This window comes from Parvularcula sp. IMCC14364, assembly GCF_030758415.1.
Lineage (GTDB): Bacteria > Pseudomonadota > Alphaproteobacteria > Caulobacterales > Parvularculaceae > Aquisalinus.
In genome coordinates, this window is sequence record NZ_CP132334.1 from 1,218,095 (window position 1) to 1,243,320 (window position 25,226).

Sequence of the window (25,226 nt, forward strand, 5' to 3'; positions counted from 1 at the left end):
CAATGGAACCTTTTGTCGTCCTCCTGCCGCTTTTTGGCGCTCTGCTGGCGATGCCTGCGGGCAAGCTGGTCAGCGCCCGGTTTGCAGAATTGCTGACCACTGCACTGGTCGGCCTCGCCGCCATCTATTCATGGTTCCTGTTTATTGACATCGGCCTCGGCCATAATGCCCGTGATGCAGCCGTGCTGTTTACGTGGATTTCGTCAGGTAATTTTGTGGCGGAATGGGCAGTCCGCCTCGATACAATGACAGCGGTCATGCTCGTTGTGGTCAACACCGTGTCGTTCCTCGTGCATTTCTATTCAATCGGCTACATGCATGACGACAAATCACGACCACGGTTTTTTGCCTATCTGTCTTTGTTTACGTTCGCCATGCTTTCGCTGGTGACGGCGGACAACTTCATTCAGCTCTTTTTCGGCTGGGAGGCTGTGGGCCTCGCCTCCTATCTGCTGATTGGCTTCTATCATCACAAGAAGTCAGCCAATGATGCTGCCATCAAGGCATTCGTCGTCAACCGCGTCGGGGATTTTGGCTTTGCCCTTGGTATCATGGCGATTTATTTCGTGTTCGGCAGTGTCGAGTTTGACAGCGTTTTTGATGCCATCGGTACAAATGCTGTCGTGACGCCATTTGCCTTCTCTGAAGGTGGAGCAATTCATGATCTGACCATTAATTTTCTTGGCAGCGAAGTTCATGCGCTGGCGCTGATTGGCGTGTTGCTGTTCATCGGCGCGATGGGCAAGTCGGCCCAGTTCATCCTGCACACCTGGCTGCCGGATGCGATGGAAGGGCCAACGCCTGTTTCTGCCCTGATCCATGCTGCGACCATGGTGACCGCCGGCGTCTTTCTGGTCTGCCGCTGTTCCGTGATCTATGAGCACGCGCCGAACGCCGCCGCGATGGTGACATTTGTCGGTGCGACCACGGCTTTCTTTGCCGCGACAGTTGGCTTGTTGCAGGACGACATCAAGAAAGTCATCGCATATTCAACCTGCTCCCAGTTGGGCTATATGTTCTTCGCGGCGGGTCTCGGTGCCTATGGCGCGGCAATGTTCCACCTGTTCACACATGCCTTTTTCAAGGCTCTTCTGTTCCTCTGTGCTGGCAGTGTTATTCATGCCATGCACCATGAGCAGGACATGAAAAATTATGGCGGCCTGCGTGGTATCCAGCCTTACACCTATGTGATGATGTTTATTGGCACGATTGCCATTACCGGCGTCGGTTTCCCGTTCCTCTATGATATTGTCGGCTTCCCGGTTGGCACCGCTGGCTTTGCATCCAAGGATGCGATCATTGAGAGTGCTTATGCAGCTGGTGAATCCGGTCGGGCATTTGGATATTATGCCTTTGTCATGGGATTGATCGCAGCCGTGATGACATCCTTTTATTCATGGCGTCTAATGTTCCTGACCTTCCATGGCAAGCCGCGTGCGCCTGAAGCGGTGATGAAGCACCCGCATTCTGTACCTGACTGGATGCTTGCACCACTGGCAGTTCTGGCTGTGGGAGCGCTGATCGCCGGCATGATGTTCTACCCACATTTCACGGGCAAAAAAGCAGACGCATTCTGGGATGGCGCCATCTATCAATCTTTCGGTTATGAAAGCGACAGCGCGAAAGACGGGGCTTATGCTGATGAAGCTCATGGTGCCGGGAATGCCGCCGAAGCTGGAGCCGCTGCTTACGCTGATGAGGCGCAGGGCGAGGGAGCCTATGCCGATGCGGACAAGGCCCATGGCGATGCGTATGGCGGGCACAAGCTGCCCACCTGGGTGCTCTATTCGCCATTGCTGGCAATGTTTATTGGCCTTATTGGCGCGTGGTCACATTACATGACGGGTACCAACCCGTTACGCCCTGGTCTGCTCAAGCCTGGCGGTGTTATCCATGATTTCCTCAAGAACAAGTGGTATGTGGATGAACTCTACCGCTTCCTGTTCCTGCGCCCGGCACAGCGCCTGGGGCGCATCCTGTGGAAGAGCGGGGATGGTCGCATCATTGACGGCTTTGGTCCTGACGGTGTTTCCAGTCTGGCCGGCATTGGTTCACGCCTGATCGTTAAACTGCAATCGGGCTACATCTATCATTATGCCTTTGCCATGCTGGTTGGTATCGCGCTCATTTTGTTCTTCGTACTGACGGGAGGGGCATAATGACCGAAACTGCCTCAGTCTTACCCTGGTTGTCACTTCTGACTTTCTCGCCGCTGATCGGCGTGCTGCTGATTATTTTGCGCCGGGCGATGTCGCGTCCGGATGAGCAGGAAGCAGTGGACTTTGCCGCCAAGCGCGTCGCTCTGTTCACGACAAGTTTTGCTTTTATTGTATCGCTCATCATCTACTTCACGGAGTATAATACTTCGCTGGAAGGCTTCCAGCTTGTTGAAAGCGCTGCCTGGATCGGGTCCGGCATAGGCTACAAGATGGGGGTGGATGGCGCCTCGATCCTCTTTGTCTTGCTCACGACCTTCATCATGCCAATTTGTATCATTGCGTCATGGAACTCGATCAACAAGCGTGTCTCCGATTACATGATCGCTTTCCTGATCCTCGAGACCATGATGATTGGCGTCTTCTGTGCCCTTGATCTGGTGCTCTTTTATGTCTTCTTCGAGGGCAGCCTGATCCCGATGTGCATCATCATCGGTGTCTGGGGCAGTGAAGGGGAGCGTACCTTCATGGGCCGGATCATCAAAAACCGTGTCTATGCCTCGTTCAAGTTCTTCCTCTATACGCTGCTCGGCTCTTTGCTGATGCTCGTAGCCCTGATGTGGATGTATCTTTTCACCGGCACTGTGCTGCCAGACGGGCCAACGACGGATATTCCGACATTGCTCTCGGCGGTTGAGTTCCCGGCCAGTGCGCAGACCTGGTTGTGGCTTGCTTTCTTCGCCTCATTCGCTGTGAAGATGCCGATGTGGCCGGTGCATACCTGGTTGCCGGATGCGCATGTGCAGGCGCCAACAGCTGGCTCTGTGGTGCTGGCGGCAATTCTTCTGAAAATGGGCGGCTACGGATTTATCCGTTTTTCACTGCCCATGTTCCCGGTTGCCAGTGACTTTTTTGCGCCTTTCGTCTTCACGCTCTCTGTTATTGCGATCATCTACACCTCTCTCGTTGCGTTCGCGCAGGAGGATATGAAGAAGCTCATTGCCTATTCCTCGGTTGCGCATATGGGCTTTGTGACAATGGGGATTTTCAGCGGTACTGAAGAGGGAGTTGAAGGCGCATTGTTCCAGATGCTCTCCCATGGGTTTATTTCAGGGGCGCTCTTCCTGTGCGTCGGCGTCGTCTATGACCGGATGCATACGCGCGAAATCGCCGCTTATGGTGGCCTCGTTCAGCGAATGCCGTTTTATGCCTTCTTCTTCATGTTCTTCACCATGGGGAATGTCGGCTTGCCGGGCATCAGTGGCTTTGTTGGTGAAATGCTCACCATGGTTGGTGTCTACAAGGTCAGTACCTGGACGGCAGCGCTCGCGGCCATCGGTCTTATCCTGTCGGCAGCATATGGCCTGCGTCTCTATCGTGAGGTCATATTCGGAACGATCACCCGAGAGCCGTTGCAGGCCATCACCGATGTAAATCGCAATGAAGCTGCAATGCTTCTGGTGCTGATGATTGCCGCTCTATATCTAGGGCTAAACCCAACACCTGCACTCGATGTGTTCAGTCCGGCCGTAGACACAGTACTCAACCGATATGATGCCGCGCTGACGGCAGTCGCAAACTAGGGGACATGATATGACATTATGGGATAACGTCTCCTTTGCTGTACCTGAAATCTTCATCGCGCTCTCGACGATGGGCCTTCTCATGGTCGGTGTTTTCACCAATGGCAAATATGCCCGCGAGTTGAACTGGGGCGCGATTGCCGTGCTGCTGTTGGCGCTGTACCCGTTGTTCTTTGGCACAGCCGCACAGTCTGCGAGCATTTTTAACGGCGCTTTTTCGACAGACGGGTTTGCGAAGTTCTCCAAGGCCGTGATTTACATCGGCGCGATCTTCTCGATTCTTCTGTCCGGTCATTTCATGGAGCGGGAAAAGATCAACCGCTTCGAGTACCCGATCCTGATCCTGACCTCCGTACTCGGGATGTCGCTGATGGTCTCCTCGACGGACCTGATCTCGCTCTATCTCGGTATCGAGTTACAGTCTCTCTCTTTATATATTCTCGCCTCTTTCAACCGTGACAGCCGCCGCTCGACTGAAGCCGGATTGAAATACTTCGTGCTCGGCGCTCTTTCCTCCTGTCTCCTGCTATATGGAGCATCACTGGTCTATGGTTTTACCGGCGCGACGACATTCTCGGCCATTGCAGAAGCGGGCCTGACAGCCAATACCGCCGGTCTCATTCTCGGCCTCGTGTTCCTGATTTCCGGTCTTGCCTTCAAGGTATCAGCCGCCCCGTTCCATATGTGGACGCCTGATGTGTATGAAGGCTCGCCGACACCCGTCACCGCCTTCTTCGCGGCAGCGCCAAAATTTGCGGGCATGGCCCTTTTCGCCCGGATCATGGTCGAAGCTTTTCCAGGCATTATTGATCAGTGGCAGCCGGTTGTTATCCTCATCTCAATTCTGTCCATGGCTATTGGTGCTTTCTCGGCCATCTCGCAGACCAACATTAAACGGCTGATGGCCTATTCCTCCATCGGCCATATGGGATATGCGCTGATGGGCGTTGCAGCAGGTACGCAGCAGGGGGTCAGTTCTCTGCTGATCTACATGTCGATCTACATGATCATGACGCTCGGGACGTTCGGCTGTATTCTTGCCATGCGGCGGCCGGAAGGGATGGCTGAAAATATCTCTGACCTTGCCGGTCTTTCCCGCACGCAGCCCGCATTGGCCATCATGTTTACGGTCTTCTTCTTTTCACTGATGGGTATTCCGCCGCTGGCTGGTTTCTTTGCCAAGTTTTATGTTTTCATTGCAGCGATTGATGCCGGCCTTTACCCATTGGCTATTGCCGGGGCGCTCGCCAGTGCTGTTGCTGCTTATTACTATCTCTCGGTGATTATCAAGATCTGGGTCAGTGAACCTGCACCAGAGTTTGTGCGCCGTGTGGGACAATCCGTGAAGGGCATTGCTGCGGTCGCAACTCTCCTGATGCTGATTGGGATTTTCACAATAGTTCCTGTGCTGAATACTTATGCATCAGCTGCCGCAGAGACATTGTTCCGGTAAGTGACGATTAAACTCCCATCCGGCTCCTGCGTCAGGATATTTGACGAGCTCGACTCCACAAGCCTTGAGGCCAAGCGCCAGTTCGTGGATGGGGTGGCCGGGCAGACATGGTTTCTGGCGCGTCACCAGACAGGTGGCTATGGTCGTCAGGGACGCAAGTGGCAGCAACAACCCGGCAACTTTGCTGCCTCACTGCTCTTGCCCGTTACTGACGGGATCAGTGCTGACACGCTGGCGCTTGCAAGTTTTGCAAGCGCCCTTGCCGTGGCCGATGCCGCTGAAGCGGAGGGTGTGCCCTCAGATCAGCTGTCATTGAAATGGCCAAATGACGTTTTGCTGAACGGCGCGAAACTTTCTGGCCTTCTGCTGGAGTTGCAGGAGAGCGAGAACCGTCGTGCACTGGTCATCGGTATCGGCGTGAATCTGAGTTACGCGCCAGTAGTCCCTGACTATGCCACAGCGTGTCTGAGCGATGTACTCTCAGCGCCCACTTTGCCAAACCCGGAACAGTTTCTGGCCAGGCTTGACGCGCATCTCGACCAGCATTTGCAGACCTTGTTTACAGATGGTTTTCAGGTACTGCGAAAGGCCTGGCTGGAGCGGGCTGCAAATATTGGCAAGAGTGTTACGGCCAGACTGCCAAGGGAGACCATCACGGGCATTTTTGAAGGCATTGATGAGACAGGCGCATTGCTCCTGCGGGATGACTTCCGGCAATATCGCATTACCTCAGGGGATGTGTTTTTTGCCTCGGCGTGAGCGCGTCCTTTCTGCTAGGATGCTGCGAGATACGAAACAGAATATAAAAGTTGAAAGGCCTGCTTTGTCCAAACTCCTTGCGATAGATGTCGGCAATACCAATACGGTTTTTGCGCTTGTTCAGGGCGGAGAGGCCATTGCCCAGTGGCGTGCTTCCACCAGCAGTCAGCGCACTGCCGATGAATATGCCGTCTGGTTGCATCAGTTGATGCAGATGGAAGGTCACGAACTAAGTGACATCAGCAGATGCATCATTTCAACGGTTGTACCGCAATCGCTTTTTCATGTGCGCAACCTTGCCCGGCGACACCTTTCTGTTGATCCGTTCATTGTCGAAGCATCCTCAATTCCCGGTGTGCCTGTGCGCATTCCCAATCCGTCGGAAGTCGGGGCGGACCGTCTTGTCACGGCAGCCGGGGCTTTTGCACATTATGGGGGGCCACTGATTGTCGTTGACAGCGGCACTGCCACCACCTTTGACATCATTGCAGAAGATGGTGGCTTCGAGGGGGGAGTCATCTCTCCGGGTATCAACCTGTCGATGCAGGCGCTGCATGATGCCGCTGCAAGGTTGCCCCGCATAGCGATAGAAAAGCCAGTGAAAATAATTGGTACCAGCACTGTTGGGGCGATGCAGTCAGGCATTTTCTGGGGTTATGTCGGTCTCATTGAAGGGCTGATCGCGCGCATTCAGGAGGAACATGGCGCTTCCCTGAAAGTGGTGGCGACGGGCGGCGTTTCATCGCTTTTTGAGGGTGTCACCTCAAGCATAGACCATTTTGACCCTGAATTGACGATCAAGGGCCTGATTGAAATTTGTAACCGCCTGAGCTGAACGCAGGGTGATCTCGGGAAGTAGAGTTTTTAATGAAAACAGAAAATGAACTGGTCTTCCTGCCTCTTGGTGGGTCTGGCGAGATCGGCATGAACATGAACATGTATGGCATTGGTCCGGCTGATGCCCGCAAATGGTTGATGATTGACTGTGGCGTCATGTTCGGTGACCCCCGTACCCCCGGTATAGATCTTATCTGTCCGGACCCGTCCTATATTCTTGAGGATGTCTCGCGCGGCGGGGGAGAGTTTCTGGGGCTTGTGCTCACCCATGGTCATGAAGACCATATCGGCGCTGTGGCGCGTCTCTGGCCAATGTTGAAATGCCCGCTTTACGCGACGGCTTTTACCGCAGAGCTTGTGCGCCGCAAACTGGCGGAAGAAAACCTGATTGATGTTCCTTTTCATATAATAGACATGAGCGCTTCCTTCAGCCTGGGACCATTTGATCTTGAATTTGTCACGCTGACTCATTCCATCCCTGAGCCTAACGGAATTATTCTGCGCACCCCTCTGGGCACAGTGCTGCACACTGGTGACTGGAAACTGGATATATCCCCGACACTTGGTCCTGTGACAGACAGCAGCAAGCTGGAGGCTCTTGGGCGTGATGGGGTCATGGCCATGGTATGTGACTCCACCAATGTACTGTCTCAAGGTGAGTCCGGTTCAGAGATGGGGGTGAAAGAAAACCTGGGCAAATTGATCGGTGAACAGACGGGGCGTGTTGCTGTGACCACTTTTGCCTCCAATGTTGGGCGGCTTGTCAGTATTTGTGATGCGGCTGTGAAAAATGATCGTGCGATCTGTCTTCTCGGGCGCTCCATGTTGCGCATGGTGGACGTTGCCCGGCAGACAGGCATCCTGCCCTCTGGCCTGACCTTCGTTGAGCCCAATGAGGCAGGCTATCTGCCCAACAACAAGGTTCTTTATCTGTGTACGGGCAGTCAGGGCGAGCCGCGCGCCGCTCTTGCGCGCATTGCCCGTGACGACCACCCGGATATTACGCTGGGAGAGGGGGATACCGTCATCTTTTCCTCGAAGATCATTCCGGGCAATGAACGTGAGATTTTTGACCTGCAAAATGCGCTGGTCGATCAGGGCATCAGGGTGATAACAGAGAAAGACGAGCATATTCACGTCTCTGGCCATCCTTGCCGGGATGAACTTGCGAAAATGTATGAATGGGTCAAGCCGGAAACGGCCATTCCCGTCCATGGGGAGGCGCGCCATCTTGAAGAACACGCGATCTTTGCCAGAGAGCTTGGGGCGCAACACAGTATTGCGCCGCGCAATGGTCATTTGATCCGGCTTGCACCGGGCCGGGCGCAGGTCATCGATGAAGTGCCTTCAGGTCGGTTGCTGCTTGACGGGAAAGTATTCGTTGCAGAAGGCGGTACGTCCATTCGTGAGCGACGCAAATTGAGTTATGGAGGGCAGATCACTGTCGCTGTCGTCCTTGACCAAAAGCCGGAACTTCTCGCGCCGCCGGAAGTATCTCTTGCCGGCTTGCCGGAGGAAGATAATGATGGCGACGATTTTCAGACGTTGATTGAAGATATAACTGAGGAAGCTGTAGACAATCTGCCTCGGCGTCGCCGGGAAGATGACGATGAAATTACCCGTGTCGTGCGCCGGGCCATCCGGGATGTCCTGATGAAGCGATGGGGCAAAAGGTCTTCTATAGATGTTCTCATTATACGGAGTTAGTTAGATGAGTATCATTGGCGCTATCATCATTTATCTCATGCTTTGGTGGGTTGTTTTCCTGCCGGTACTGCAATGGGGCGTAAAGGGCAGTTGGGAAGATCCTGACAAGGTGGTCAAGGGCACCAATCCGGGCGCGCCGCAGGAAGCGCTGATCTGGCAAAAAGTCAAAAAGACGACCTGGATTGCGGGCATCATCTGGCTGGTGGTTGTCTTAATTATGCTCAGCGGCGTTATAGATTTTCGCGAATAAGACGGGCATACGCGCCAGAGCCTTGTGTTTGGGCTCAAGTCAATTTATCTGCATAAGTGGATTTGCCCTTATCCCCATCAGGAGTAACCGGAATGGCTACAGAGCCCGGCATTGAAGATACACGCCCTGCCGCGCCGCCGCCTCAACCTGATTCAGGTCAGCCTGAAGATCAGGATGCGGAGCGGAAAGACGAAGCTATCTCTGAAACGAATTCCCTGAATACAGAATTCATTCGTGCTGTTGATGAGGCGATTGACGCAGGCAACGAAGCGGAAGTTTGTCGCCTGTGTGAAGGCCTGCACCCGGCTGACCTTGCCGACCTAATCGAGCAACTGGAAGCAGAAGACCGGTCAGTCCTGGTCGCCATGCTGGGTGACGCTTTCGATGCGAATGCATTGCCCGAACTTGATGAGGATGTGCGGGATGACATCGTCGGGTCGATGCCGACGGAGCAACTGGCGGAAGCAGTTGCGGAGCTTGATACTGACGACGCTGCCTTCGTGCTGGAAGACATGTCCGAAGATGCGCGGGCCGAAGTTCTCGCAGAAGTCCCGGTTACAGAGCGTCTTGCCTTGCAAGCCGCGCTCGATTTTGAGGATGAGACTGCCGGTCGTCTCATGCAGCGCGATGTTTTCGCTGCCCCCTCCTATTGGACTGTAGGACAGATCATCGACCGTCTGCGCTCGGCTGAAAATCTGCCTGACCTTTTCTACGAGGTGTATGTAATTGATCCGGCCTTCAAACCTCTTGGATCAGTTTCACTGTCCCGTTTTCTCAAGGCGCCGCGCGATACGGTTGTATCTGATTTGTTAAATCACGAGGAAATCCGTCGAATTCCGGTCAATCTTGATCAGGAAGAAGTCGCCTACATGTTCGAGAAGTACAATCTCATCTCGGCACCGGTCACAGATGAAGGCGGGCGTCTTGTCGGCATGATCACGGTGGATGACGTGATGGAGATTGTTCACGAAGAATCCACAGAAGACATGCTGGCGCTTGCCGGTCTTGAGGCAGGCCAGGGTGGTTTATCGGGTTCTCTGGTTGGGACAGTGCGCTCCCGTTTCACCTGGTTGTTCATCAATCTGTTTACGGCAATTCTGGCCTCGGTCGTGATTTCACTCTTTGATGCGACGATTGAGCAGATTGTTGCGGTCGCGATCCTGATGCCGATTGTGGCCAGCATGGGTGGCAATGCCGGGACGCAGACCCTGACTGTTGCTGTGCGCAATCTGGCCACCAAAGACCTGACCGCCTCAAATGCGTTTCGGATTGTTGGCCGGGAAACAGCGATTGCGTTCATCAATGGTGTCGCATTTGCCATCCTGATGGGCGGGCTGGCGGGCTTTTGGTACGGATCAATAGGGGGAGGCGACAGTGCTCAGGCCGGGATTACGCTGGGGCTGGTGCTTGCTGTCGCGATGATTATCAACATGCTTTGTGCCGGCCTATCCGGCATTTTGATCCCGCTGGGTTTGCAAAGAGCAGGGGCCGATCCGGCTGTTTCATCTGCTGTATTTGTCACAACCGTTACAGATGTGATCGGCTTTTTTGCCTTCCTCGGGCTGGCAGCTGTCTTTCTGGTATGATCAGCTGTCAGGGAAAATCAGCAAGAGGCTGACTGACGCGGATAGTCAGAGCCACGTGGACCAAGCGTTGTCCGCGGGAAGTTCGGACCATACTGGCCATAAGGTGAGGTATAGCCGGATGTATATGTACCTGGTTCTGAAGGCTGAAAAGGTTGTGTCGGCTGCTGTGGGACAGTCTGGATTGGCTGTGGTGCAGGCGGTACTTCAGCAAACTGCTCAGGTGGTGTGCGTACATCTGTCACGCAAGGGTCAGCTTCACCAAGGAAATCATTGTTTCCAGGCATCATCCGGCCTTCTTTACATGGGTCTTCAAATTCCTCAAACGTGTAAGGAGGAATTTCCTGAGCGAATTGCTGTTGTGTCAGGCACGGGTCGCCAGCTGCCAGCGGATCAGTTGCTGTACCAGGGCCCGTGTAGATTGAACCGTCCTGACGGATGCAAGGGTCCTGAAACGGTGTGAATTCAGTATAGTAGTCACCATCATCATACTTGTCGACGAGAGGTTGTTCCGCAAAACGCTGCTGTGTCAGGCAAGGGTCGCCTTCAGCGAATGGATCGCTGGCTGTACCCGGGCCGGTATAGGCTGAGCCGTCATCGCGAATGCACGGGTCGTCAAAGGCTTTGAATTCCGTGAAATACTGACTGTCATCAGGCTTATCTACACGCGTACCATCTGTACGACGATTTTCCGTGAAATACTGTTGTGTATCCTGTTTATCGATCAGGCCGGCAGTTGGTGAAGACGTCGTCTCGCCATTGCGTAATGTGCGGTTTTCCGTGAAATAGTCGTTCGTGTCCGGTTTGTCGACCAGTGTGGTACCAGATGACTGGCTAGGGGCGGTCGTATTCTGTGCGTCAGCTTCCTCGTCATTACCACCAAATGATGCTGCAAGAACGGCTGTGCGTGGTTCTGAAACGAAACTGTCTGATGAAGTAGCTGTAGGTTGAGCAGCAGCCATTTCAGTTTCTGTTGATGCACCATTGGAAACAGCGACGCCAGACGCATAAGGCTGTTCCAGATCGCTGAACTTCGTGAGGTCTGTCTCACAGGCTTTTGCCATCTCGTCACAGTTCAGGGTAGCCTCTGCCTGTACTTCTTCGCGCACCTGCTCCTTGAAGGCCGCCAGGTCTTGCGGTGTCATCACTTCTGCGGAATCGCGGTTTGTCCATATCCATGCGCCGCCTACGATACCGGCTCCGAGCAAGGCACAAGCAATTACATTAAACAGGCCATTCATGGCGATCCCACATTTCTTGCTGCTAAACTCATATACTGTTTCAAAATGACATCTCTCGCATGCAGCAACCAGCGGAGAGCCATTGGTTACCAAATTATAAACAAAAGCTGTGCCAAGTCATCCCGGAAAGATAGTTAACGTCCGCATTTATGACGGTAAGGCCCTGATTTAGAAGGGTTTTTAACTAAAAATAACACGTCAGACGCGAATTCCAGTAGAGATTTCGCCTATAAAATGCCTGAGTTGCTGTCTCTGTGCCGGATTTTGTCCCCAAACGGCAAACCATCGTCAAAAAAGCAACTGTGCCTTTCTGGTGACTGTATTTGCGTGCAACACCATGGTAAGAATCGTTAATGTCGTATATTGTGTATGTTTGGGGTGCAAGAAGCGGGTTCTGATGGCGATGCAAACGGGAGAGACAGGTCTCAATCTCATAAAGGCTTATGAAGGCCTGCGCATGACAGCGCATTATACACCGAGCCAGGAATGGACGGTAGGATATGGCCACAGGTCCTCCGCCCGTCATGGCATGAGCGTGACAGAAGGTGATGCTATCCGTCTTCTGCAGGAAGACGTGAAATCCCATGAAACCATTCTCGAAGAAAATGTGCGCGCGCCGTTGAACCAGAACGAGCATGATGCGCTTGTCTCCCTCCTGTTCAATATCGGCGAAGATAACTTCAAACGGTCCACTGTTCTGCGAAAGCTGAATGCCGGTGACAAACTGGGCGCCGCGGAAGCTTTTGAGAAATGGACCAAAGCCAAAGTGAATGGCGAACTCGTGACACTGGATGGTCTGGTGCGACGCCGCGCCGCAGAGAAGTCACTGTTCCTGATGCCGACGGATGCCTCATTGGTGGTGCCGTCTTCAGAAGTAGAACCAGCGCCGGAATGTGACGGCGCACTTGTGAGTGATGAGGACCTGAAATCCACACCCCTGATAGACTTTGATGAGTTCCGTGATCGCAAGAACCAGCAGCTTTCCGAAGAAGAGAGTAATCTGCGGTTGCGCGCCCTTTATGCTGCAACGCAGTCTATTTCCGGCGACCCGACCAAAATGATTATCTCCAAGGCAGAAGAACGTGAAGACCTTGGCGTAACCATCGGCGCGGCGCTTGCCGGCCTATTGGCGCTGACCCTGACATTGATGGGCGGTGGTTTGATGTTTGGTCTGCAATGGCCGAGCATTGCTGAAACAGTAGGTATTTCTGAAGATGTTCTTCTGGTTATTCTTGAAAACCTTCCGATCTGGCTGGCAGCGATCGGCGCGGCCATGTGTTACTTCATTCTGTATGTTCTGGTAAAACGGGCAGCGCGGCATGATCTGAAAAGGCAACGTGCGCTTGAAATTGCGCGTGTAAAGAGCGCTTCCTGAGTATCCTCAAGCCTTCTCCTGATATAATTAACATATTTCGAAGCCCCATAATTTGACCGAGAGCAAACTCAACCTGATTAAGCTGTGCGTAGGCGCGGAAAATGTCGATGATCTGATCGACTGGCGTCAGCGCAGTTTGGCTCTGCGCAAGAAAGCGGGCCTTTCCGCTCATACTTTTCACACAACCCGCATGTGGCCGCGCCGTGAAGCCGAGCTGCTTGATGGCGGGTCTTTGTACTGGGTCATAAAAGGACTGGTCAGTGTGCGACAGCCAATTCACGGTTTTGAGGAAACAATAGGTAGTGATGATATAAAGCGCTGCAACATACTGCTTGAGCCTGAATTCATCATGACCGAACCTTGGCCCAAGCGACCATTTCAAGGCTGGCGGTATCTGAAAAAAGGGGATGCCCCACCAGATATACGTGCAGGCAGCGGACTTGCCCCTGAACTTGCGACAGAGCTTGCTGAACTCGGCTTGCTATAAGTCAGAGTGATCTGGGTGCGGCGCCAGCGGCATATTGTCGATGAGCCTTGTTTTGCCGATGATTGCCGCAGCAAACAGTCTTGCCTGATCCATCTCAGCTGCTTTCAGGCGATCTATTGAGATCAGAGAAAGGTCATCCTCCCGGCGCATCTCCAGATAATCGACCGTGTCGAAACCTTCTTGCAGGAGGCTCTCTCGGGCCTGTCGCAGGGCCATCTCAACGCTGTCACCTGCGCGAGCCTTTGTAATCACATTCTTCATGATGACATTCAGCATACCTGCACTTTTTCTTTCATTTGCAGTAAGATAGGCGTTGCGAGATGACATGGCGAGCCCGTCAGCTTCCCGTATTATAGGACCACCTTCAATTTGGACTGGCATGTCCAGGTCACGCACCATGCGCTTGATGACCTGTAGCTGCTGGAAGTCCTTCTCACCAAAGATGGCTACATCGGGTTGACACTGGTTAAGCAGTTTGCAGACCACTGTCGCGACACCACCAAAGAAATGAGGCCGTGAAACACCGCACAAATCCGTGGACAGGTTCTCTACAGTGACTGCTGTTGTGTATCCCGCCGGATACATCTGCGTTGCCTGAGGCAGGAAGGCAAGGTCACAACCAGCAGCTGCGAGCTTGGCAAGGTCTTGCGCCTCATGACGCGGATAGGTATCCAGGTCTTCATGGGCGGCGAACTGTTTGGGATTAACAAAGATGCTGGCCACAATCCGGTCAGCTTTCTGTGCAGCAAGCGTTACCAGTGAGAGGTGTCCGGCATGAAGCGCGCCCATCGTTGGCACAAAGGCGATGCTCAAGCCTTGCTGCCGCCATGTTCCTACCTGCATACGCAGGTCTTCGAGGCTGCGACTAACAGCTGGCATAGAATCGCTGCTATGAGTGGACATATATTAGAGCTCCATTGATCCGATAAACGAAGTGGATAGTGCAATGCACCATGCGTTGAGACGAGACAAGTGGCTGAAAGCGCCTGCCTTCGGCGCTTTGGGTGCCATGCTTGTCCTGCCGGCCTGTGAATCTATTGGCAGTGGAAGATTGCCTGCGGCGCCGGAGCGGTCATCTCCCGCGCAGGCGACAGGTCCGGTAGGGGGGGGCGCTACAGTGCAAGCGCCAGCAAAGCAATCTGCAAGGTCGTCCACGCCAACCCGGCAGCAAGAGCCCGAAGCGCAGTTTTATGTAACGGACAGCTCGACGACAATTCCCGAAGCGCCGCCAAAGCTAACCAGTTCGTTTGACAGTAACTATGATAATTACTGGCAGCAGACCCAGAGTGACTATGACCCGGAGCCGTCTGCGTCACAGTCGCCATCGCCGTCAGTATACAGAGAGCCTGTGCCGGTCAGTGCGCAGTCGCAGCCGGTTGATAGTTACACAACGGCGCCGTCATCCTATGAGGCTTCGTTCCCCACAGCTAAAACATCTGCGACCGGGCAGGGCAGGTCCAGTCAGGTTGTTTCAAGTCAGGTCAGGCCAACTCAGCCCGCCGCTATACCTGCACGCGCGGTGCCGCAACCCACACGTCAGGCGTCACCTGTCGAGCAATCGTCAGCATCTGTGCAATCCGACCCGGCTGGCAATGCCTACGCCCTGCATCTGGCGAGTTACCGGGGGGAATCTAATGCAGCAAAAGGGTGGCAAGTTCTGGCACGCCAGTACGACATGTATCTGTCAGGTCTTGAGCCAAGGCTGCGTCTTGTAGACTTGTCCGCAAAGGGCACGTTCTACCGCTTGCTTGCGGGTCCGTATTATTCCAGAAATGAAGCTGCATCCACCTGCGCAAACCTGAAAGCACTTGGCGCTTATTGCAGCGTCATGCCATTCACAGGCGTCAGCCTGTAAGCGTTTTACTTGATGTTGTTACTCAGGGGCACGAACTGAAAACAGCCGTCTCGCAAAAGTGTTGCCGGCATATTCGCCAATGCCCTCAAAAGTAACCGAGACGGCACTTTCAGGTAACCTACTCAGGCCCAGGTTAAATGAGACAAGGCGGTTTGTATTCTCTGCATATAGCGCAATATTGTTTTGCTCGGCAATGATCTGTGATCGTCCGTTTTTATGTAAGATGCCCTCAACGGTTAGTTTTCCATAAAGGCTGTGGGAGCCGTTTCGCGCAAGCAACACGTCAAGGGCAAGGCCACCATCTGGCAGGCGGCGCAGTTTTACATCTTCAATACGGGCGCTGTTTCCAGCCGCTTTGATATCGCCGGATCGGAGAATAACAGGCACAGAAACAGCGCGCTGGATATCCAGATGCAGGTTCGCGGCAGCCTTCCTCGCCGGGCTGTTGCTGTGAGTCATTTTCACCACAAGATGAGAGCGTTTTTCCCCGACATGTTGAGGTGCTTGTTCCGTGCGCACAGCAATGCTCACGCGCCGGCTCTCACCTGGGGAAAGTTGAAAATATGCCGGACCAACCGTCATGAAAGCCGCAGCAGATCTGTTCTGCCGTTCTGTGACAGTGCTTTGCCGATAAGTACCATTTGTCAGGGCCGTCAAATCAGCCCAGCCAAGATGAATGGTTCTGTTTTCTTCATTCGGATTACTGATGGTCAGATGCGCTTTGCCGTTCACTGGCGTTACAACGATCCTGAGGGGAGAAATGCTTTGTGCAGTCGCTGACGGCATAAATGCAATCGCCAAGAGTACAACAAGATGAATCAACCTATTGTTCTGACCTGAGGCACATTTGCGGTGTCTATGCCGGGGCAAGTGAGGCCGGGACCGTATGAACATATCTATTTTCAACCCCTTTTCCTACGTAACTGGAGTGTCGGAGCCTGCTGTGACTGAGACATCAACGCATGTGATCGTTGTCGGTAATGAGAAAGGTGGTTCCGGGAAAACAACCGTTGCCATGCACCTGATCGTTGCGCTTATGCGTGCTGGTTTCAAAACCGGTGCCATGGACCTGGATATCCGGCAAAAAAGTTTGTCCCGTTATCTTGAGAACAGGGCCAAATGGGCCATCAAGAACGACCTGGAACTGGATGCGCTGCCGATTCCACAGCTTTTTCCGGCACCTTCCAGCAATGAAGACAGCCGCGAGCGGGCCTACGCGCAGGAGACGGCCGGCTTTCAGCAAGCCCTGCAGAAATATGCGACATGCGACTTTCTGGTGATTGATTGTCCCGGTGCATACACGCATCTGTCCAAACTGGCACATGCTCATGCGGACAGTATTGTGACACCCATGAATGACAGTTTTATCGATTTTGACCTGCTGGCAAAGATTGACCCTGAGACGGGAGAAATCTCAGGCCCAAGCCTTTACAGTGAAATGGTCTGGGAGGCCCGGCAGATGCGCGCCAAGGCAGGCGTTATGGGAGGCATCAACTGGATCGTCATGCGCAATCGCATGGGCGGAGCCAATGCCCATAACAAGAAAAGAGTGGGTGAGAAGCTGGAAAACCTCTCTCGACGTATCGGTTTCAAGCTGACGAAAGGGTTTGGCGAGCGCGTTGTCTATCGTGAACTTTTCACCATGGGCCTGACACTGCTGGACCTTGGGGCACCAGGCATCCCGACACGACTGTCGTCCATGAGCCACCTCACCGCCAAGCAGGAGATCAGGAATGTTCTGTCCCTGCTGCGCCTGCCAGAGAAGAAGTCTAAAAGAGCACGGCCAGAGAAGGAAGTCGCCTGATCGGCGACATTTGCTTTACATGACGCAGGCTTGCCTTGAATATACCCGGATAATTCAAGGATCATAATGTGTTTGTGCTATTCCTTTTCGTTGCGCTGCTGGCGGCACTTTTTCTGTTGCCAGGCAAAAAGCTGAAAAAAGCAGGTATCAACCTGCCGGACCAGTCCGCACGAAAACGGCTCTGGCAAATTATTCTGTTCATCTCTCTGATAATGATGATGCTGTCTTTGCGTCTTGCACCTTTTGCGCTGATAATTTTTCTGGTCGGGCTTGGGGTGATTGGCAATAGCCTCTGGCAGGATCATATGAAGAGTGCGGAGGACCTTGATGAGCAGGATATTCCCCGCCAGCCATCCCCAAGGTTATCTTCAAAAATGACTGTCGAGGAGGCGTGGGAGGTTCTTGGCTTGAGCCCGGATGCGCAAACAGTCGACATAGATGCCGCCTATAGGCGGCTGATGGGTCAGATACATCCGGACAAGGGAGGGACAGATTACCTTGCAGCCAAGATCAACGAGGCACGTGATCTTCTGAAAAAAGAGCTGCCCCCGGAGGCGTGATGCGGTGCTCAGGCCGCCCAGTCGAGAATGACTTTGCCGGACTGTCCAGACCGCATCACATCGAAACCGGCCTGAAAATCATCTACAGGCATGCGGTGGGTAATGATCGGTTCTAGATTCAAGCCGCTCTGCAGCAGGGCGCCCATCTTGTACCAGGTTTCAAACATGCGCCGCCCGTAAATACCCTGCAGTTCCAAGCCCTTGAAGATGACTTTGTGCCAGTCAATTCCGGCGCCGTTGGGCATGATGCCGAGCATGGCGATCTTGCCACCATGATTCATCGTATCAAGCATACTGGCAAAAGCGGACGGGACACCGGACATTTCCAGCCCTATGTCAAACCCTTCGGTCATGCCGAGATCACTCATAACGTCCCGCAGATCGGTATCGGCAACATTGACCGCGCGTGTGGCGCCAAGGTCAGCTGCGAGTTGAAGGCGATAGTCGTTAACATCCGTAATCACCACATTGCGCGCACCGGAAAAACGCGCGATGGCAACGGCCATGGCGCCGATTGGACCAGCTCCGGTAATCAGCACATCTTCGCCCACAAGGTCATGGGCGAGGGCGGTATGAACCGCATTACCAAAAGGGTCGAAGATAGCGCCCATTTCATCGCTGACAGCTTCAGGCAGTTTGTATACGTTGAAAGCTGGAACCGATATGTATTCGGCAAAAGCGCCGGTACGGTTTACGCCAATCCCAACCGTATTTCTGCACAGATGTCGCTTGCCTGCGCGGCAATTCCGGCAATATCCACAGGTGACGTGACCTTCTGCTGAAACCCGGTCGCCCGCTTTCATATTCAGATGCGCAGGGTCAACCTCGGAGCCAATCTCGACAATTTCCCCCATGAATTCATGCCCGACGGTCATCGGTACAGGAATGGTTTTCTGTGCCCAGTCATCCCAGTTGTAAATATGTATATCAGTGCCGCAGATAGCTGTCTTGCGCACTTTGATAAGGACATCATTGGGGCCGATTGAAGGCTGCTCCACGTCCTCCAGCCAGATACCCTCAGTCGCTTGAGCTTTAACAAGTGATTTCATTTTTCTGCCTCAGATAATATTCAGTTCACGGCCAGCCTTTGTGAAGGCGTCAACGGCCATATCAATATGCTCTTGTGTATGCCCGGCGGACATCTGTGTCCGGATCCGCGCCTTGTCATGGGGAACGACGGGATAGAAAAAGCCTGTCACGTAAACACCCAGTTCCAGCAGGCGTGCAGCCATTTGCTGTGACAGCTTTGCATCATAGAGCATGACGGGAATGATCGGGTGTTCACCCGGCAACAGATCGAAGCCCGCCGCCGTCATGCCATGTCGAAAGCGCTGTGCATTAGCAAAAAGCTGCGTGCGCAGATCGTCTCCGTCACGTACCAGCTCAAGCGCCTTGCGACTTGCGCCGACCAGGGCTGGGGTGAGGGCATTTGAAAACAGATAGGGCCGAGCACGCTGGCGCAAAAGGTCGACAACATTTTGCCGCGCACAAATATACCCCCCCATGGCGCCACCCATTGCCTTGCCAAGAGTGCCGGTCAGGATATCGACCTGATCCATCACCCCGCAATGTTCCGGCGTCCCGCGCCCGCCTGCGCCCATGAAACCGGTCGCGTGGCAGTCATCGACCATCACCAGCGCGTCATATTCCTTGGCAGCCGTACAAAGTGCTTTCAGATCGGCAATATATCCGTCCATGGAGAAGACGCCATCGGTGACAACGAGAATAGTACGCGCGCCATCCGCTCTGGCCTGCTTCAGTTTTTCTGTCAGATCAGCCGCATCATTATTCCTGAAACGATAACGCTTCGCCTTGCACAGCCTCACACCATCGATAATGGAGGCGTGGTTCAGTTCGTCAGAGATAATTGCGTCTTCAGGCCCCAGCAGGGGTTCGAAGACGCCGCCATTGGCATCAAAACAGGCTGCAAACAGGATTGAGTCGTCATATCCCAGAAACGCGGCCAGTTCCCGCTCCAGTTTTCGGTGAATATCCTGTGTGCCGCAGATGAACCGGACGGAAGCCATGCCATAGCCATGGGTTTTTGCGGTCGCATGGGCAGCGTCGACAAGGGCAGGGTGGTCTGCAAGCCCAAGATAGTTGTTCGCGCAAAAGTTGAGGACGCATCTGCTTTGCCCGCCATGCTGCACGGTGATTTCAGCGGATTGCGATGACGTAATTTCCCGCTCCACTTTCAGAAGTCCCTTTTCTTCAAGGTCGCTCAGTGTCTCGTCAATACGGCTGAAAAAACTTTCACTCATCGTTGTGTCCTGGATTATTTTGCCGCTCAGGCGCAGCGGAAATCGTTAATTTTGTCAATTCACTTAGCTGTGTACGCTTTATACGGGAATATAAAAAAGTTTTGTGATAATTATGCGCTATCACAGGTGAATAATTATGTGAGTATTTATGTGGCTATCTGATATATAAGATAAATATCGAAATGCCACACGTTGACAGTAAATCGTTGCGAACGTGCCGTAATCATTTGACTCAAAAGTAATAATTCGCGTAAATCCGGAACTTGAATGGTTAATTCTGCATGCAATGATGTGTGCTTAGCTGATGTATTCTGAGGGGCGCTAAGGCCTCTTCCTAAACGGGGAATGGAGAAACCTTTGAAACTGAAATATGGAATTGCACCGATTGCTTTGGCTGCGCTGGTTGTTACCGGCTGTGAGAGCACAGGTATCGGCAGCAGCTCAACAGCTGCGACAACCACAACAACGGCGACAACGTCTTCTGCCAGCACACAGCGCATGGCACAGATGGAGCGTGAGCTTGCTTCCCTGCGCACGGAGAACACCCGTCTGCGCACATCTGCCAGTTCAACAACAACACGTCAGGGCATCCAGGGCGATGCTGACCTGCCACCAGCCAAGCCAGGCGAGTGCTATGTACGTATCCTGATCCCGGCTGAGTTCAACACAACAACAGAGCGTGTTGTTGACACTGAGGCTTCCGAGCGCGTTGAAATCGTCCCGGCCCGTTATGAGACCTTTCAGGAACGTGTTCTGGTATCAGAAGCTTCCGAGCGTCTGGAAGTGATCCCGGCCACATACAAAACCGTGACCGAGCAGGTTATTGTTGAGCCAGCCCGTGAAGAGCTGCGCACAATCCCAGCCCGCTACGAGACCCGTTCAGAGCGTGTTCTGGTTCGTGAAGGCTACACAACCTGGAAAAAAGGCGAAGGCCCAATCGGTGGCTCCCTGAGCGGTGGCACCATCACAGACCGTCGTGAGCTGCCAACAGGCGAGATCATGTGTCTGGTTGAAGTACCTGCCGAGTACCGCACGGTACAGCGCCAGGTTCTGGTCACTCCTGCGAAAACAGATCGCGTCACAATTCCTGCGAAAACACGCACCGTGACCAAGCAGATTGTTGATCGTCCGGCCTCTACACGTCCTGTGACGATCCCGGCGAAATACGAGGCTGTGACAGTGCGCAAGCAGGTTACACCGGCAGCCGAGAAGCGCATCCCGATCCCTGCGACATACCGCACGGTGACGAAGCAGGCGAAAGTCTCTGACGAGCGTCTGGTCTGGCGTGAAGTTCTGTGTGAAACAAACACCACACCTGACATCATCCGCCGTGTACAGACAGCGCTTCGTGGTGAAGGCTTCAACGTTTCTGTTGATGGTCAGCTCGGCCCAAGCACACTGCGTGCAGTCGAAGCATTCCAGCGCCGTGAAAACCTTGGCACTGGCGGCCTGACAATGGCCACCGTCAAAAAACTCGGCGTCATGTAAGCCATAATTTTCACCATCTGTGGTGAAGCTGGAGCAGCCGGGCAATCGCCCGGCTGTTTTCATTTTCAGGAGCTTGCATCCAGTTTCCCGTTGCTGTTTTCTCAGCCATCGGCTACGAGCGGTTTGCTGTAATGGTTTAGAGGTGTAGCTCAGTTGGTAGAGCATCGGTCTCCAAAACCGAGGGCCGGGGGTTCGAGTCCCTCCGCCTCTGCCATTAGCAGTCGCAGTTTTCCTTGACACGCTGTGCGGAATAGTTACATGTCCGCTATCCCCTGACATCATCGGTTAGTACAGCACACAGGTGCTACATTCCGATGTTTGCCCGGACTATCGAAAGAAACTGACATGGCGAAAAACAAGAAGTCAAAATCCAGGTCCAAGCCAAAGAATCCCGCGGCTGAACCAGAAGTGAAAGTATCTTCTGAATCAGAAAAGAAGAAATCATCCAACCCGGTTGAATTCCTCAAGGAAGTGCAGCGCGAGGGCAGCAAGGTTTCCTGGACATCACGTAACGAGACCATGATCAGTACCGTGATGGTCCTGGTGATGGTCGTGATTATGTCTCTTTTCTTCCTGCTCGTCGATCAGGTCTGGCGCACCATCATCCCGTTCATTCTCAGTCTCGGTTAATAAAGGCAATATCTGTGGCTCATCAGTGGTATATCGTTCACGCCTATTCCAACTTCGAAAAGAAGGTTGCCGACACAATAAAACTGTCGGCCAAGGAAAAAGGCCTCGATCATTTTTTTGAAGAAGTTCTGGTCCCGACCGAAGAGGTGGTGGAGGTCCGGCGTGGCCGCAAGATCAATACCGAGCGTCGCTACTTTCCTGGCTACGTACTGGTCAAAATGGAAATGAATGACGACGCGTATCACCTCGTCAAGGATACACCGAAAGTAACCGGATTCCTTGGTTCCAAAAACAAGCCTCTGCCTGTCAGTCAGAAAGAAGTCGATCGTATTCTGGGTGTTATGGAAGAGGGTGTCGAACGTCCCAAGCCGACCATCCTTTTCGAGGTTGGAGAAAATGTCCGCGTTACCGATGGCCCGTTTGCATCATTCTCGGGTGTTGTTGAAGAAGTCGATGAAGACAACGCGCGCCTTAAAGTGGCAGTTTCCATCTTTGGCAGGGCAACGCCGGTTGAACTGGAATATACACAGGTCGCCAAGGGCGAATAGTCCACAGCAGCTTTCTGGACTAAAACCACCGCAACAGGCCTCCTCTCAGAGGGGATGTTCTGTTTTTTATGGCTTGCATCTACCAGAATTACTGCTAAGCCCCTTCACCTTGTGGAAGGCTGAGGCAAAGTCCTGTCGGCAGTCGCACCACATCCTTTCAACCATTATCCCGCGAGGGAAAGGAAGGCTAACATGGCAAAAAAAATTAGTGGCTACCTGAAATTGCAGGTGCCAGCAGGGGCGGCTAACCCGTCTCCACCAATCGGTCCGGCGCTCGGTCAGCGTGGTCTTAACATCATGGAATTCTGCAAGGCTTTTAATGCCAAGACGCAGGAGATGGAAAAGAACATGCCGATCCCGACGATCATTACGATCTTTTCGGATAAATCATTCACGTTTGAGACAAAATCTCCGCCTGCGTCCTATTTTCTGAAAAAGGCTGCGAAACTGGCTAAGGGTGGTTCCACCCCCGGGCAGGATGTTGCTGGTACAGTGACCGAAGCCCAGTGTCGGGAAATTGCTGAGGCAAAAATGGCAGATCTCAATGCCAATGATATTGATGCAGCTGCCAAGATCATCAAGGGCTCTGCACGGGCCATGGGCCTGAGAGTGGAGGGCTGAACATGGCTAAACCAGGAAAAAGAGTTCGGGCTTACCGCGAGACTGTCGACAGCAAGAAAGTGTATTCTGTTGATGAAGCCGTCAAGCTGATCAAGTCCAATGCGACAGCCAAATTTGATGAGACTGTCGAGATCTCAATGAATCTTGGCGTTGATCCGCGCCATGCCGATCAGATGGTGCGCGGCGTTGTCAGCCTGCCAAATGGTACTGGCCGTTCCTTGCGCGTTGCTGTTTTCGCTAAAGATGACAAGGCAGAAGCGGCGAAAGCGGCTGGCGCAGATGTTGTCGGTGCAGAAGACCTGATGGAGCGCGTTCAAGGCGGTGAGATTGATTTTGACCGTGTTATCGCCACACCAGACATGATGCCGCTTGTAGGGCGCTTGGGTAAAGTGCTTGGCCCGAAAGGCCTTATGCCCAACCCGAAAGTCGGGACTGTCACACCAGACGTGGAAAAAGCCGTGAAAGACGCCAAAGGCGGCGCGGTTCAATTCCGGGTCGAAAAGGCAGGGATTATCCATGCCGGTGTTGGCAAGGCGAGTTTCGGTGAAGCGGCGCTTGAAGAAAACATCAAGGCTTTCATTGATGCGGTGAACAAAGCAAAGCCATCTGGCGCCAAGGGGACATATATCAAAAAAGTCTCTGTCAGTTCCACTATGGGGCCTGGTTTGCGTCTGGATCACGCAGCTGCATTGTAATCGTCTGGTCCGGTTTCATTTTTGGGACTGGACAACGTAAAAATTATCGGCCATGTGCCAACCCGAAGGGAAACAGCTGTTTCCCTTCACCCTGTCCAAGACCACAGGTGCCAGATGTTCATCTACTGGCATAAATCCTGTGCAGATGAGGGAATATGACGGGCTATAACCGCCCCGAAGGTTCCAGGGCAGGCTCTCCGCAAGTGGTGAGCCTTCGCATGAAGTCTCATTTTCTTGTGGTTCGAAGCTGATGTGTATAAGCACATCGTCAACGCAGGCCTTGCCGTCAGGGAAGGTCAGCAAACCAAAGGGAAGTCTTTTGCCATGCCAATGGACAGACAACAAAAGACAGAAATGGTTGACTGGATCTCTGGTGTTTTTGAAGCCAACGAGGTGATCGTTGTATTCGAAAATGCCGGACTAACTGTTTCTGAAGTCTCCGACCTGCGGGCGCAAATGCGTGAAGCGGGCGGCGGCGTTAAGGTGGTGAAGAATCGCCTTGCCAAAATTGCTGTAGAGGGAAAATCAGGAGAGAAGATTTCGGACCTGTTCAAGGGACCGACAGTTCTTGCTTATTCTGAAGATCCGGTGACAGCACCCAAGATCCTGACAAAATATGCCAAAGATAATGACAAGATCACCATCCTTGGTGGCATCATGGGGGACACAGCACTGGACGGTGCAGGTGTTGAAGCCCTTTCGAAGATGCCGTCTCGCGAGGAAGTGCTTTCGTCTATTGCTGGTATGCTCACTGTGCCTGGCGGTAATATCGTCAGTGTGGCAACGGCACCTGCAGGAAATATCGCTGGCATCCTGAAAACCCTGGCGGAACGTGAAGCTGCCTGATCCCTCTGAAACCTTGAAAGAAATGGAATTGTAAAATGGCTGATATCAAAAAACTGGCTGAAGAAATTGTCAATCTGACACTGCTTGAAGCAAACGAACTCAAAGAGCTTCTCAAAGACGAGTATGGCATTGAGCCTGCTGCTGGCGCAGTTGCAGTTGCTGCTGGCCCTGCTGGTGGCGACGGTGGCGGTGCTGCTGAAGAAAAAGACGAATTTGACGTGATCCTGACATCTGCTGGTGACAAGAAAATCAACGTCATCAAGGAAGTCCGTGCGATCACAGGTCTTGGTCTCAAGGAAGCAAAAGAACTTGTCGAAGGCGCGCCGAAGCCTGTCAAGGAAGCTGCTTCCAAGGATGAAGCCGAAGAGCTCAAGAAGAAACTCGAAGAAGCTGGTGCTTCTGTCGAGCTCAAGTAATTTCTTCGTTCAACAGACTGAAAAAGGAAAGGGGCCCGTTAGGGGCCCTTTTTTGTAATCTGCTCCGGGCT

At 53.2% G+C, this 25,226-nt stretch carries 25 protein-coding genes and 1 tRNA gene; 21 read left to right on the plus strand and 5 right to left on the minus strand.

The genetic code is table 11. The features are described 5' to 3' along the window. The first annotated feature begins 2 nt into the window (after positions 1 to 2). The 8 genes from nuoL (at position 3) to mgtE (ending at position 10,331) form a co-directional block, all read left to right on the plus strand. Positions 3 to 2,159: an NADH-quinone oxidoreductase subunit L gene (nuoL, locus tag RAL90_RS05795; protein WP_306253578.1), complete on the plus strand. Its 2,157-nt coding sequence runs from the start codon at positions 3 to 5 to the stop codon at positions 2,157 to 2,159. After that, positions 2,159 to 3,739 carry an NADH-quinone oxidoreductase subunit M gene (locus tag RAL90_RS05800; RefSeq protein WP_306253579.1) on the plus strand — a complete coding sequence of 527 codons (1,581 nt, stop codon included), beginning with the start codon at positions 2,159 to 2,161 and terminating at the stop codon, positions 3,737 to 3,739. The genes nuoL and RAL90_RS05800 overlap by 1 nt, the downstream gene beginning before the upstream one ends. Before the next feature lie 10 nt (positions 3,740 to 3,749). Continuing rightward, positions 3,750 to 5,192 carry an NADH-quinone oxidoreductase subunit NuoN gene (gene nuoN / locus RAL90_RS05805; RefSeq protein WP_306253580.1) on the plus strand — a complete coding sequence of 481 codons (1,443 nt, stop codon included), beginning with the start codon at positions 3,750 to 3,752 and terminating at the stop codon, positions 5,190 to 5,192. Next, the gene (locus RAL90_RS05810) at positions 5,193 to 5,951 is read left to right on the plus strand and encodes a biotin--[acetyl-CoA-carboxylase] ligase (RefSeq protein WP_306253581.1); all 759 of its coding nucleotides are present in this window, start codon (positions 5,193 to 5,195) and stop codon (positions 5,949 to 5,951) included. Between the two features lie 64 nt (positions 5,952 to 6,015). Then, on the plus strand, positions 6,016 to 6,786 hold the full coding sequence (locus RAL90_RS05815) for a type III pantothenate kinase (RefSeq protein ID WP_306253582.1): 771 nt from the start codon (positions 6,016 to 6,018) through the stop codon (positions 6,784 to 6,786). A gap of 32 nt (positions 6,787 to 6,818) precedes the next feature. Beyond that, positions 6,819 to 8,495: a ribonuclease J gene (locus RAL90_RS05820; protein WP_306253583.1), complete on the plus strand. Its 1,677-nt coding sequence runs from the start codon at positions 6,819 to 6,821 to the stop codon at positions 8,493 to 8,495. Positions 8,496 to 8,499: 4 nt separating this feature from the next. Beyond that, positions 8,500 to 8,745 (plus strand): DUF1467 family protein, encoded by a 246-nt coding sequence (locus RAL90_RS05825; RefSeq protein WP_306253584.1) that lies wholly within the window; start codon positions 8,500 to 8,502, stop codon positions 8,743 to 8,745. A 92-nt stretch (positions 8,746 to 8,837) separates the two neighbouring features. Then, positions 8,838 to 10,331: a magnesium transporter gene (mgtE, locus tag RAL90_RS05830; RefSeq protein ID WP_306253585.1), complete on the plus strand. Its 1,494-nt coding sequence runs from the start codon at positions 8,838 to 8,840 to the stop codon at positions 10,329 to 10,331. Between the two features lie 17 nt (positions 10,332 to 10,348). On the opposite strand, the gene RAL90_RS05835 is transcribed toward mgtE, so the two are convergent. After that, the gene (locus tag RAL90_RS05835; protein WP_306253586.1) at positions 10,349 to 11,569 is read right to left on the minus strand and encodes a hypothetical protein; all 1,221 of its coding nucleotides are present in this window, start codon (positions 11,567 to 11,569) and stop codon (positions 10,349 to 10,351) included. 397 nt (positions 11,570 to 11,966) lie between these two features. Here RAL90_RS05835 and RAL90_RS05840 point away from each other — a divergent pair, with 397 nt between their 5' ends. Further along, positions 11,967 to 12,944 carry a lysozyme gene (locus RAL90_RS05840; protein WP_306253587.1) on the plus strand — a complete coding sequence of 326 codons (978 nt, stop codon included), beginning with the start codon at positions 11,967 to 11,969 and terminating at the stop codon, positions 12,942 to 12,944. A gap of 52 nt (positions 12,945 to 12,996) precedes the next feature. Then, positions 12,997 to 13,431, plus strand: a complete 435-nt coding sequence (locus RAL90_RS05845; protein WP_306253588.1) for a DUF1489 family protein — start codon at positions 12,997 to 12,999, stop codon at positions 13,429 to 13,431. On the opposite strand, the gene panC is transcribed toward RAL90_RS05845, so the two are convergent. Next, positions 13,426 to 14,310 carry a pantoate--beta-alanine ligase gene (gene panC, locus RAL90_RS05850; RefSeq protein ID WP_306253589.1) on the minus strand — a complete coding sequence of 295 codons (885 nt, stop codon included), beginning with the start codon at positions 14,308 to 14,310 and terminating at the stop codon, positions 13,426 to 13,428. The genes RAL90_RS05845 and panC overlap by 6 nt on opposite strands. Before the next feature lie 67 nt (positions 14,311 to 14,377). On the opposite strand from panC, the gene RAL90_RS05855 reads away from it, so the two are divergent. Then, a complete protein-coding gene (locus tag RAL90_RS05855) occupies positions 14,378 to 15,286 on the plus strand; it encodes an SPOR domain-containing protein (protein WP_306253590.1) in 909 nt (302 codons plus the stop codon). 18 nt (positions 15,287 to 15,304) lie between these two features. On the opposite strand, the gene RAL90_RS05860 is transcribed toward RAL90_RS05855, so the two are convergent. Then, a complete protein-coding gene (locus RAL90_RS05860; protein ID WP_306253591.1) occupies positions 15,305 to 16,072 on the minus strand; it encodes a hypothetical protein in 768 nt (255 codons plus the stop codon). A 157-nt stretch (positions 16,073 to 16,229) separates the two neighbouring features. Here RAL90_RS05860 and RAL90_RS05865 point away from each other — a divergent pair, with 157 nt between their 5' ends. Both RAL90_RS05865 and RAL90_RS05870 read left to right on the plus strand, forming a co-directional pair. After that, a complete protein-coding gene (locus RAL90_RS05865; protein WP_306253592.1) occupies positions 16,230 to 17,090 on the plus strand; it encodes a division plane positioning ATPase MipZ in 861 nt (286 codons plus the stop codon). A 68-nt stretch (positions 17,091 to 17,158) separates the two neighbouring features. Further along, positions 17,159 to 17,650 carry a DnaJ domain-containing protein gene (locus RAL90_RS05870; RefSeq protein WP_306253593.1) on the plus strand — a complete coding sequence of 164 codons (492 nt, stop codon included), beginning with the start codon at positions 17,159 to 17,161 and terminating at the stop codon, positions 17,648 to 17,650. Between the two features lie 8 nt (positions 17,651 to 17,658). Here RAL90_RS05870 and tdh read toward each other — a convergent pair whose 3' ends face one another. Next, positions 17,659 to 18,699, minus strand: a complete 1,041-nt coding sequence (gene tdh, locus RAL90_RS05875) for an L-threonine 3-dehydrogenase (RefSeq protein WP_306253594.1) — start codon at positions 18,697 to 18,699, stop codon at positions 17,659 to 17,661. Between the two features lie 9 nt (positions 18,700 to 18,708). Beyond that, the gene (locus RAL90_RS05880) at positions 18,709 to 19,911 is read right to left on the minus strand and encodes a glycine C-acetyltransferase (protein ID WP_306253595.1); all 1,203 of its coding nucleotides are present in this window, start codon (positions 19,909 to 19,911) and stop codon (positions 18,709 to 18,711) included. A gap of 357 nt (positions 19,912 to 20,268) precedes the next feature. On the opposite strand from RAL90_RS05880, the gene RAL90_RS05885 reads away from it, so the two are divergent. The 8 genes from RAL90_RS05885 (at position 20,269) to rplL (ending at position 25,155) form a co-directional block, all read left to right on the plus strand. Then, positions 20,269 to 21,399: a peptidoglycan-binding protein gene (locus RAL90_RS05885; protein ID WP_306253596.1), complete on the plus strand. Its 1,131-nt coding sequence runs from the start codon at positions 20,269 to 20,271 to the stop codon at positions 21,397 to 21,399. A gap of 138 nt (positions 21,400 to 21,537) precedes the next feature. Next, a tRNA-Trp gene (locus tag RAL90_RS05890) sits at positions 21,538 to 21,613 on the plus strand. Between the two features lie 131 nt (positions 21,614 to 21,744). Beyond that, positions 21,745 to 22,029 carry a preprotein translocase subunit SecE gene (gene secE / locus RAL90_RS05895; protein ID WP_306253597.1) on the plus strand — a complete coding sequence of 95 codons (285 nt, stop codon included), beginning with the start codon at positions 21,745 to 21,747 and terminating at the stop codon, positions 22,027 to 22,029. A gap of 14 nt (positions 22,030 to 22,043) precedes the next feature. Next, positions 22,044 to 22,577: a transcription termination/antitermination protein NusG gene (gene nusG, locus RAL90_RS05900; RefSeq protein ID WP_306253598.1), complete on the plus strand. Its 534-nt coding sequence runs from the start codon at positions 22,044 to 22,046 to the stop codon at positions 22,575 to 22,577. A 192-nt stretch (positions 22,578 to 22,769) separates the two neighbouring features. Further along, positions 22,770 to 23,198 (plus strand): 50S ribosomal protein L11, encoded by a 429-nt coding sequence (gene rplK / locus RAL90_RS05905; RefSeq protein ID WP_306253599.1) that lies wholly within the window; start codon positions 22,770 to 22,772, stop codon positions 23,196 to 23,198. Positions 23,199 to 23,200: 2 nt separating this feature from the next. Next, on the plus strand, positions 23,201 to 23,893 hold the full coding sequence (gene rplA, locus RAL90_RS05910) for a 50S ribosomal protein L1 (protein WP_306253600.1): 693 nt from the start codon (positions 23,201 to 23,203) through the stop codon (positions 23,891 to 23,893). Positions 23,894 to 24,223: 330 nt separating this feature from the next. Then, positions 24,224 to 24,739, plus strand: a complete 516-nt coding sequence (rplJ, locus tag RAL90_RS05915; protein ID WP_372340435.1) for a 50S ribosomal protein L10 — start codon at positions 24,224 to 24,226, stop codon at positions 24,737 to 24,739. Between the two features lie 35 nt (positions 24,740 to 24,774). Next, positions 24,775 to 25,155: a 50S ribosomal protein L7/L12 gene (rplL, locus tag RAL90_RS05920; protein ID WP_306253602.1), complete on the plus strand. Its 381-nt coding sequence runs from the start codon at positions 24,775 to 24,777 to the stop codon at positions 25,153 to 25,155. Positions 25,156 to 25,226 lie beyond the last annotated feature (71 nt).